Here is a 9,434-nt window from a genome sequence, read left to right on the forward strand (position 1 = left end):
TTTTCTCAGCGGCCGTTGATCAACGATGCCATCACCGCCTTCTGCACGTGCAGGCGGTTTTCAGCCTCGTCGATGGCGATGCAGGCCGGCGAATCCATCACCGCATCGGTGGCCTTGATGTTCCGGCGCAGCGGCAGGCAATGGCTGAACAGACCGTTGTTGGTCAGCGCCATCTTCTCCTCGTCGACGATGAAGTGCTTGTTCGCCTCGCGGATCGGCTTCTCCTGCTCCCAACGGCCGAAGTACGGCAGCGCGCCCCAGCTCTTGGCGTAGATCACGTCAGCGCCCGTGTAGGCCTCGCGGATGTCGTGGCTGACCTTGAGCGAGCCGCCGTTTTCCTTCGCGTTCTGATAGCCGAACGCCATGTAGCGCTCGTCCAGCACGTAGTCTGGCGTGGGGCATAGCAGGGTCACATCCATCCCCAGCTTGGTCGCGATCAACAGTGCGGAGTTCGCCACCGCGGTGTTCAACGGCTTCGGGTGATAGGTCCAGGTGAGCACGTACTTGCGGTTCTGCAGATCGCCCAGGTGCTCCTTCATCGCCATGGCGTGAGCCAGCTCCTGACAGGGGTGGGTGATCGTCTCCATATTGATCACCGGCACCGTGGCGTACTGCGCAAACGCCTTGATCACCTTGTCCTCGCGATCCACTGCCCAGTCCTGGAACTTCGGGAACGCGCGCACGCAGATCAGATCGACGTAGCGCGAGAGCACTCGCGCCACTTCGGCGATGTGCTCTTCGGTATCGCCGTCCATCACGCTGCCTACCTCGAACTCGATCGGCCATGCGTCCTTGCCCGGCGCCAGCACCACCGCGTGGCCGCCGAGATGAAACGCACCAAGCTCGAAGCTGGTGCGTGTGCGCATCGACGGATTGAAGAACAGCAACGCGACTGACTTGCCGGCCAGCTGTTGGCCGCGCGGCGAACGCTTGAATTCGGCGGCCTGCAGCAGCAGCGCGTCGATCTCGGCGCGGCTGTAGTCCTGGGTGGTGATGAAATGGCGAATGGTCATCGATCAATTCCCTGCGGCGGCGGCCGCGCAAAAAATCAAAAATCCAAAACAAAAAACCCGGCGCAAAGGCCGGGTTTTATCGTCGATACACATGAAACGCGTGCGACAGCCTACCCGGCCGAATGTCCATACAACGGTCGACGCGCACGCGACGTCATCCCAGCAGCCGCGCGGGCGCTGGTAAGTACGTTGGCGGTATAGACGGCTGTGGACATGAGGATTCCGGTAAGCAAGGCTGGCATCATGCCGGCAATTTCGCTGCTGCGCAACAAAAAAATGGGCGCCCCGTACCGTTCAGATGCAGGACGCCCATCGCAACGCCGCCGCCCGGAGGCGGCGGCTGTTTTCATTCGGCCGGAGCCACGTTGACCAGGACCCGCAGGCGTTCGCCCGGATCGTAGCCGAGGCGCGACTCGTACACTTCGCCGCGATAACGGTACTGCACGTCGTAACCCATGATCTGGCGCTGCTGCCCTGGACCGCAATTGGTCACCGTCTGTACGGTCTGGCCCGCGTTATTGGCGGCCACCTGGTTGCCTACGGCACCACCGGCCACCGCACCCACCGCCGTCGCCGCCACGCGACCATTGCCGCGACCAATGGTGCTGCCGAGCACACCACCCACCACAGCGCCCAGAATGGTGCCGCCCGTCGTGTTTGCCGGGTTCTGCGTGACCACGGTCTGGTTCTGACACTGTTGCGTGGCGCCGTAGACCGGGTCTACGCGCAGCACATCGGCCCAGCCGTAATGAGCGCTGCCGTCACCGGACTGAACCGGCCCGCCCTGCGCAAAAGCGCTGGTGACCGTCAAAAGCAGCGCCAGCACTGAAAGAAATTTCTTGATCTTGGTCATTGCGACCTCCGATGGGGGAACATTGAGCGCACAAGTGCACTTACTCGTGTCATTGCATCAAATTCAGGCTGAATACAGGCTTAGAATTAACATTACGCAACCTTGCCGCTTACACGTTGTTAATATGATCTGCTGTTTCGCACCCTGAAAGGGTGCCGCCCACCGCCCCGGATTTCCTCACCGATGTCGATTTCGCTCTACAACAGCCTGTCCCGCCGCATTGAACCATTCACACCGCTCGATCCGGACCGGGTGACGATGTATCTGTGCGGCCCGACCGTCTACAACTACGTGCATATCGGCAATGCGCGTGGTCCGGTGGTATTCGACGTACTGGCGCGGCTGCTGCGTCGGCATTATCCGAACGTGGTCTACGCCCGCAACATCACCGACGTGGACGACAAGATCAATACCGCCGCGCTGGAACAAGGTGTCGAGATCGGCAAGATCACCGGAAAGTTCGCCCAGGCCTATCGCGAGGACATGGCCGGCCTCGGCATCGCGCCACCCGACCTCGAGCCGCACGCGACGGCGCATATCGGACAGATCATCACGATGATCGAAAACCTGATCGCCGGCGGGCATGCCTATGCGGCAGCTGATCATGTGCTGTTCGACGTGGGTTCCTATCCGGACTATGGCAACTTGTCCGGTCGCGACACCGAGGAGCTGATCGCCGGCTCGCGGGTCGAAGTGGCGCCGTACAAGAAAAACCCCACCGACTTCGTGCTGTGGAAACCCTCCACGCCCGAACTGCCCGGTTGGGCCAGCCCATGGGGCCGCGGCCGGCCAGGCTGGCATATCGAATGCTCGGCGATGAGCGCGGCGCATCTGGGCGATACCATCGACATCCATGCCGGTGGTATCGACCTGCTGTTTCCCCATCATGAGAACGAGATCGCCCAGTCCACCTGCGCACATGGCGGCAAGGTGTTCGCGCGCTGGTGGATGCACAACGGCATGCTGACCTTCGACGGGCGCAAAATGTCCAAGTCGCTCGGCAACGTACTACTGGTGCACGAGCTGCTGAAGCTGCATCCGCCCGAAGCACTGCGCCTGCTGCTGCTGCGCGGTCACTACCGGCAACCGCTGGACTGGTCCGAAGGCGCCATCACACAGGCGATCAGCACGCTCGACGGCTGGTATCGCGTACTGCGCGACCTGGCGGAAGTAGCCATGCCGGAGGGCGCGTTACCGGTGCCCGCGCGGGTGGAAGCGGCGTTGTGCGACGACCTCAATACACCGCAGGCACTGGCCGAGCTGTCGCAGCTGGCCGATCAGGCACGCCACAGCGGCAGCGCTGAAGCCAAGGCCGCCCTGCTCGGCGGCGGCATGTTGCTTGGCCTGTTGCAACAGCAGCCGGAAGCCTGGCTCAAGCGCGGTGAGAGCAGCGTTGACGAGGCACACGTCGAAGATCTGCTACAGCAACGCCGCGCCGCCCGCGCCGCCCGCGATTTCGCGCGCGCCGATGCGATCCGCGTCGAGCTCACCGCCTTGGGCATCGCCATCGAGGATGGCGCCCAGGGCACCCGCTGGAGCGTGCTGAAGCAGTGATTGTGTGTAGAAGCGCACCCTGTGCGCGATGCCCTTTTTCCACCATCGGCAGGGCATCGCGCACAGGGTGCGCTCCTACAACAACATCTTCGCCGTCGCTCTGCGCGATAATGCCCACATGAACACGATTGCCACTACCAGCGCCGCGCAGGCGCAACAGGAAATCGCCGAGGAGTTCGCGTTCTTCGGCGACTGGACCGAGCGTTACCAGTACCTGATCGATCTGGGCAAGCAGTTGCCGTCGTTCCCCGAACAATGGAAGACCGAGGAATACCGCGTGCACGGTTGCCAGTCGATGGTCTGGCTGGTGCCCAGCGGCGATGCGGCGAGCATGCATTTCGAGGCGATCAGCGATTCGGCGATCGTGTCCGGCCTGATCGCCCTGGTCTTGCGGGTGTACTCCGATCGCCCCGCTCAGGAAATCGTCGACACCGAGCCGCAGTTCATCGCCACCATCGGGCTGGCCAAGCACCTGTCGCCGACTCGCTCCAACGGACTCGCCGCCATGCTGGCAAAGCTGAAGGCCTATGCGGCACAGGCGCTGGCCTGACCATCGCTGCGTCCGTCATCCTGCGCCAGCCTTCAGCACCTCCACATCGGCGACCGGAAATCCTTCCTGCATGCGCCGCGCCACATGCACCAGCAGCAACAGCACCGGCACCTCGACCAGCGGTCCGATCACTGCGGCGAACGCAACTTTGGAAGCCAATCCGAACGCCGCGATCGCTACTGCAATCGCCAGCTCGAAATTGTTGCCGGCCGCCGTGAACGCCACCGCGGTGGTGCGTGGATAGTTCGCACCCACCCAGCGCGCCATGGCGAAGCTGACGCCGAACATCACGAAGAAATAGATGGTCAGCGGCAACGCCACGCGCAACGCATCCATGGGCAGCTGCAGCAACTCACCGCCCTTGAGGCTGAACATCGCGACGATGGTGAGCAACAACGCGATCAGCGTGATCGGCCCGATCCGCGGCAGGAAGCGCTCGGCATACCAGCGCTCGCCCTTCGCGCGCACCAGCAAGCGGCGCCCGAGCCAGCCGGCCGCAAACGGAATACCCAGGTAGATTAAAACCGCGCCGGCAATCGTGGTGAACTCCACGCGCACCACTTGTCCGGCCAGCCCGAACAGGGGCGGCAGCGCGCTGAGGAAAAACCACGCATACGCGCCGAACGTGAGCAGCTGGAAGATCGCGTTGAAAGCCACCAGCCCGGCGGCATACTGGTTGTCGCCGCCAGCCAGCTGATTCCACACCAGTACCATCGCTATGCAGCGCGCCAGCCCGATCAGGATCACCCCGGTCATGTATTCGGGACGGTCATGCAGAAACAGCACCGCCAGACCAAACATCAGCAACGGCCCGATCAGCCAGTTCTGCAGCAGCGACAGCCACAGCAGGCGGCGGTCGCGGAATACTTGTGGCAAGGCTTCGTAGCGCACTTTGGCCAGTGGCGGATACATCATCAGTACCAGGCCAATCGCGATCGGCAGGTTGGTGCTGCCGATGCTCAACCGATCCAGCGCAGCGGGCAGACCCTTGAATACGGTACCGAGTACGACGCCAAGCAACATCGCCGCGAAGATCCACAGCGTGAGCCAGCGGTCGAGAAACGAAAGACGCAAACGCGCCGCCGGTTCAGCCGCCATGGGAAGCTGCTCCCATCGTGACTGGGACACTGGAGGCCCCTTCAATGGTTCCGATGGCCTGCAACGCCGACTTCAACGCCGCAGGTTCAAGCCGGTGTATCGGCAATGCGACGAACGCGCTGATGCGGTTGTGCAGATAACCGCACGCCGCTACAAAAGCGGTCTTCTGCTCAAGCTCCGAGCCTTCGACTGCAGCAGGATCCTCGATGCCCCAGTGTGCCGTCACCGGATGGCCGAGCCATAGGGGGCAGGCTTCTCCCGCCGCGTTGTCGCAGACGGTGAAGATGAAATCCATGGTTGGCGCATCCGCCGACTCGAACTCATCCCAGCTCTTCGAGCGCAGACCATCGATGAGAAAATCGAGGCCGCGCAGGGTTTCGAGCGCCAGCGGGTGCACCGCACCCTTCGGATGGCTTCCGGCGGAATGCGCTCGAAACCGTCCATCGCCCATCTGGTTGAGCAGGCTCTCGGCCAGGATCGAGCGGGCCGAATTACCGGTACACAGAAACAGCACGTTGAACACGCGATCGGTCATGACTTCACCTTGGTCGATGGGGCGCACGATGCCAGCTCCGCGAGCAATGGCTTGCACAGGTTGGTGCTGCCGCCGCAACAGTCCTTGACCAGAAACAGAGTCAGGCTGCTCAGACAGGCCAAGTCGGCGCGATAGATGATCGAGCGCCCCTGCCTTTCCGATCGTGCCAGCCCGGCACGCGTCAGTACCGCCAGATGCGTGGACATGGTGTTCTGCGGTATGTCGAGCGCGGCCGCTACGTCGCCCGCGGGCAGACCTTGCGGTTCATGACTGACCAGCAGGCGAAAGGTGTCGAGCCTGGTGCTTTGAGCGAGCGCTGCCAGCGCCAAAATGGCTGATTCATTATCCATATATCCAGAATTACAGATATATTTGTTCCACGCAAGGAGCTGCAACGCAGAAGCCCCGCACAGGCGGGGCTTCTGCGTTGCCATAACAAATACGGGGACTCAGTCGCCCATCTGCTTCTGCAGATGCTCGCGGCGCTCCTGCGCATCCAGCGACAGCGTGGCGATCGGACGCGCATCGAGGCGTTCGACGCCAATTTCCTCGTCGGTCTCTTCGCAGAAGCCATAACTGCCTTCCTCGATCCGGCGCAGCGCCTTGTCGATCTTGGAGATCAGCTTGCGGTAGCGATCGCGGGTACGCAGTTCCAGCGAGTTCTCGGTTTCGCGCGTCGCGCGCTCGGCCTCGTCACCCACATCACGCACTTCGTCGCGCAGGTTGTCCATGGTCTGGCGTGACTCTTCCACCAACTGATCGCGCCAGTCGCGAAGCTTGTTGCGGAAATAGGCCAGATGCTGCGGGTTCATGTACTCCTCATTACTTGAGGGGTGATAACCCTTGGGCAGAGTGATGGTACTGGTGGAGGGCAGCGCGTAGCGGCCATCTTCACGAGTAATCCCGTTGTCTAGTTTTTTTGTAGCCAATTTATTCATTGAGGACGGCGAATTTTTCTGATGTGTGTTGGAGGATGCATGACGCGCGGTGGCCGGGGCCGATCGCGGTGTCACCATGGCAGTGGCGCTCGCCACCTTGCCTTTGAAAAGGTTGGTCGCGGGTGCCGGGGATGTGCTTTTTGGTACAGCCTGAACCGGTGCGGGCTTGGCGGTCGGCTTGACGGGTGCAGCCTTGATCGGTTGGGCGGGTTTGCTGACGGGTTTGGCCGCTGGTTTCGCAGCTTGCTTGACCGGTGCGGCGGCCTTTTTGGCCACCGGCTTCTCAGCGACTTTCTTTGCGATGGGCTTCTTCACGGCGGATTGCTTGACCACAGCCTTGGGGGCCGGGACCTTCTTGGCGGAAATCTTGTTGGGCTTGGCGGCAGCTTTCTTTGCCACCACTTTCTTTGCTGCAGGCCTCTTGGCGGGACTGGCTTTTTTCGGTTGCGGCTTGGACACGGCGGAGGCTTTCTTGGACACGGGTTTGGTGACGACTTTCTTGGCTGCCGGCTTGGCCGCCGGCTTTTTCACCGCCACCGGCTTCGTCGCAGCCTTCTTGGCAGGCTTGGCCGCAGCATGGGCAGTCTTGGTTGGTGCCTTGGTGGTGCTCTTCACACTACGCCCCTTTGTGGCAGCCGAACTCGATTTGCCGGCTTTGGCGTCATGCGCCTTGGCCGAAGTCTTGCCTTTTTGCGCCTTGGCGGCGGTTGAACCATGCGTCGTTTTCGCCATATCCCTTCACCGTTATTGGCCGTGGCGGCCGGGTGTTATAGCCCAAGTGTCCTACACCAGCAAGCTCGCATCTGGAATACTTGTACCACTACATGCCGCAAGCTGTGCCGGCAACGTGAATGTCTTGACCAAATTGATACTGTGGTTGCTCCGTTTGTACAAGCGCTGGCTCAGTCCGTTGCTCGGACCGAGCTGCCGTTTCCATCCCAGCTGCTCAGATTATGCACGGATTGCGGTTACACGCTTCGGTCCGTGGCGCGGCAGCCTGTTGGCAGGTTGGCGGCTGCTACGCTGTCAGCCATTGTGCACCGGTGGTGAAGACCCGGTACCCGAACAATTCCATTATCCACCTTGCCGTTGCCCAGGAGATTCCCCCGATGTCCACTGAATGGCTGATCAAGAACGCCGAACTGGTCAACGAAGGCCGTCGTTTCCACGCCGACCTGCGTGTGAAGGATGGCCGCATCGAGACCATTGCTGGCGACCTTGACGCGCGCCCCGGCGAGCAGGTGATCGACGCCAGCGGCCTGTGGTTGCTGCCGGGAATGATCGACGACCAGGTGCATTTCCGCGAACCCGGCTTGACCCACAAGGCCGATACCTGGCATGAGTCGCGCGCCTGCGCGGCCGGTGGCATCACCAGCTTCATGGAAATGCCGAACACCCGGCCGCCGGCGCTCGATCGCGACACGCTGGAGGCGAAGTACACCCGCGCCGCGGAAACCTCGGCGGTGAACTATGCCTATTACATGGGCGCCAGCAACGACAACCTGGAAGCGATCCGCGCACTCGACCCGAAGGCGGCGCCTGGCGTGAAAGTGTTCATGGGCGCCTCCACCGGCAACATGCTGGTGGACAACCCGGAAACCCTCGACGGCATCTTCCGCGACTGCCCTACCCCGATCATCACGCATTGCGAAGACACCCCGATGATCGACGCGCTGCATGCGAAGGCACGCGAAAAGTACGGCGACGACATTCCCGCATGGGAGCACCCGCTGATCCGCTCGCGCGAGGCCTGCATCAAGTCGACCCGGCTGGCGATCTCGCTGGCGCAGAAACATGGCACCCGCCTGCACGTGCTGCACATCTCCACCGCCGACGAGCTGGCGCTGTTTCAGCCGGGTCCGATCGTGCATCAAGACGGTTCGCGCAAACGGATCACCGCCGAAACCTGCGTGCACTTCCTGCACTTCGATGATCGCGACTACGAACGACTCGGCTTCCTGATCAAGTGCAACCCGGCGATCAAGACCTCGGCCGACCGCGAAGCCATCATCAAGGCGCTAGCCGAAGGCCGGATCGACGTGCTGGCCACCGATCACGCACCGCACCTGCTGGAAGAGAAGGCACAGAAATACGACAACGCCCCGTCCGGCCTGCCGCTGGTGCAGTTTGCGTTGCAGGCGGCGCTGCAGCGGGTGTTCGAAGGCAAGCTGACGCTGGAGCGTGCGGTCGAATCCGTCACCCATGCCCCGGCCACGCTGTTCGACGTTGAGCACCGCGGTTACCTGCGCGAAGGCTACGCGGCCGACCTGGTTCTGGTCGATCCGAACAAGCCGCACACCGTGACCCGCGCCGAAGTGCTGTCCAAGTGCGGCTGGTCCCCATTCGAAGGCGAAACATTCCACAGCTCGATCCACAGCACTTTCGTCAATGGGCAGCGCGTATGGGATGGCTCGAAGGTGGATGAAAGCGTGCGTGGGCAGCGGCTGACGTTTGCTCGGTGAGGGCTGGCCCGATGATGTTCGGGCTGCGCGCCTGCGTGCGAAGCAACCAAATCGCGTAAACGGATTACGGGAAGTCTGCCGACCGGCTTTGCGTCATCGCAGATGACGCACCCGAGTGCGAGCAGGATGCTCGCCGCTCTTCGGGGCCCCTGTGCGGCGGTGAGGTGTGGACGAAAAGGCCCGCAGGGGGATCGACATGGATGTCGATCCCTTTTCGTCAGGACAGGAGTCCTGTCGAAAAGCCCGGCAGCACCTCACGGACTTGCTGGGCCTTCATGCCCAGCAAGCGCCAAGCGGGGTGGCCTTCTCTTTTGGTTACTTTTCTCTTGGCCACGCTGTATAGACCGGAGACACGGGTAACAGACGTGCCAAGACATGGGTTACACCTCGGCAGGAGTTCATTGCCTGATCGAGGTGTCGTTCCATGCCCT

The 9,434-nt window shown here is 62.1% G+C and carries 10 protein-coding genes; 4 read left to right on the forward strand and 6 right to left on the reverse strand.

Going from position 1 to position 9,434, the window contains the following annotated elements:
• Positions 1–5: 5 nt before the first annotated feature.
• Together HDE77_RS16555 and HDE77_RS16560 are read right to left on the reverse strand one after the other, a co-directional pair.
• A complete protein-coding gene (locus HDE77_RS16555; RefSeq protein WP_184419023.1) occupies positions 6–1,013 on the reverse strand; it encodes an N-acetylornithine carbamoyltransferase in 1,008 nt (335 codons plus the stop codon).
• 346 nt (positions 1,014–1,359) lie between these two features.
• On the reverse strand, positions 1,360–1,866 hold the full coding sequence (locus HDE77_RS16560; protein ID WP_184419024.1) for a glycine zipper 2TM domain-containing protein: 507 nt from the start codon (positions 1,864–1,866) through the stop codon (positions 1,360–1,362).
• A gap of 183 nt (positions 1,867–2,049) precedes the next feature.
• Here HDE77_RS16560 and cysS point away from each other — a divergent pair, with 183 nt between their 5' ends.
• Positions 2,050–3,420 carry a cysteine--tRNA ligase gene (gene cysS / locus HDE77_RS16565; protein ID WP_184419025.1) on the forward strand — a complete coding sequence of 457 codons (1,371 nt, stop codon included), beginning with the start codon at positions 2,050–2,052 and terminating at the stop codon, positions 3,418–3,420.
• 118 nt (positions 3,421–3,538) lie between these two features.
• On the forward strand, positions 3,539–3,970 hold the full coding sequence (locus tag HDE77_RS16570) for a SufE family protein (protein WP_184419026.1): 432 nt from the start codon (positions 3,539–3,541) through the stop codon (positions 3,968–3,970).
• Between the two features lie 15 nt (positions 3,971–3,985).
• Here HDE77_RS16570 and arsB read toward each other — a convergent pair whose 3' ends face one another.
• The 4 genes from arsB to dksA form a co-directional block, all read right to left on the reverse strand.
• Complete coding sequence (gene arsB, locus HDE77_RS16575) at positions 3,986–5,068, reverse strand: ACR3 family arsenite efflux transporter (protein WP_184419027.1); 1,083 nt, start codon at positions 5,066–5,068, stop codon at positions 3,986–3,988.
• The gene (locus HDE77_RS16580; RefSeq protein WP_184419028.1) at positions 5,058–5,603 is read right to left on the reverse strand and encodes an arsenate reductase ArsC; all 546 of its coding nucleotides are present in this window, start codon (positions 5,601–5,603) and stop codon (positions 5,058–5,060) included. The genes arsB and HDE77_RS16580 overlap by 11 nt, the downstream gene beginning before the upstream one ends.
• On the reverse strand, positions 5,600–5,953 hold the full coding sequence (locus HDE77_RS16585; RefSeq protein WP_184419029.1) for a metalloregulator ArsR/SmtB family transcription factor: 354 nt from the start codon (positions 5,951–5,953) through the stop codon (positions 5,600–5,602). The genes HDE77_RS16580 and HDE77_RS16585 overlap by 4 nt, the downstream gene beginning before the upstream one ends.
• A 99-nt stretch (positions 5,954–6,052) precedes the next feature.
• A complete protein-coding gene (gene dksA, locus HDE77_RS20595; protein ID WP_255482772.1) occupies positions 6,053–7,273 on the reverse strand; it encodes an RNA polymerase-binding protein DksA in 1,221 nt (406 codons plus the stop codon).
• Positions 7,274–7,388: 115 nt separating this feature from the next.
• Here dksA and yidD point away from each other — a divergent pair, with 115 nt between their 5' ends.
• Together yidD and HDE77_RS16600 are read left to right on the forward strand one after the other, a co-directional pair.
• The gene (gene yidD, locus HDE77_RS16595) at positions 7,389–7,661 is read left to right on the forward strand and encodes a membrane protein insertion efficiency factor YidD (RefSeq protein ID WP_184419030.1); all 273 of its coding nucleotides are present in this window, start codon (positions 7,389–7,391) and stop codon (positions 7,659–7,661) included.
• The gene (locus HDE77_RS16600) at positions 7,651–9,003 is read left to right on the forward strand and encodes a dihydroorotase (protein ID WP_184419031.1); all 1,353 of its coding nucleotides are present in this window, start codon (positions 7,651–7,653) and stop codon (positions 9,001–9,003) included. Before yidD ends, HDE77_RS16600 begins: the two co-directional genes overlap by 11 nt.
• Positions 9,004–9,434: the final 431 nt, after the last annotated feature.

The organism is Rhodanobacter sp. MP7CTX1 (genome assembly GCF_014205795.1).
Classification (GTDB): domain Bacteria; phylum Pseudomonadota; class Gammaproteobacteria; order Xanthomonadales; family Rhodanobacteraceae; genus Rhodanobacter.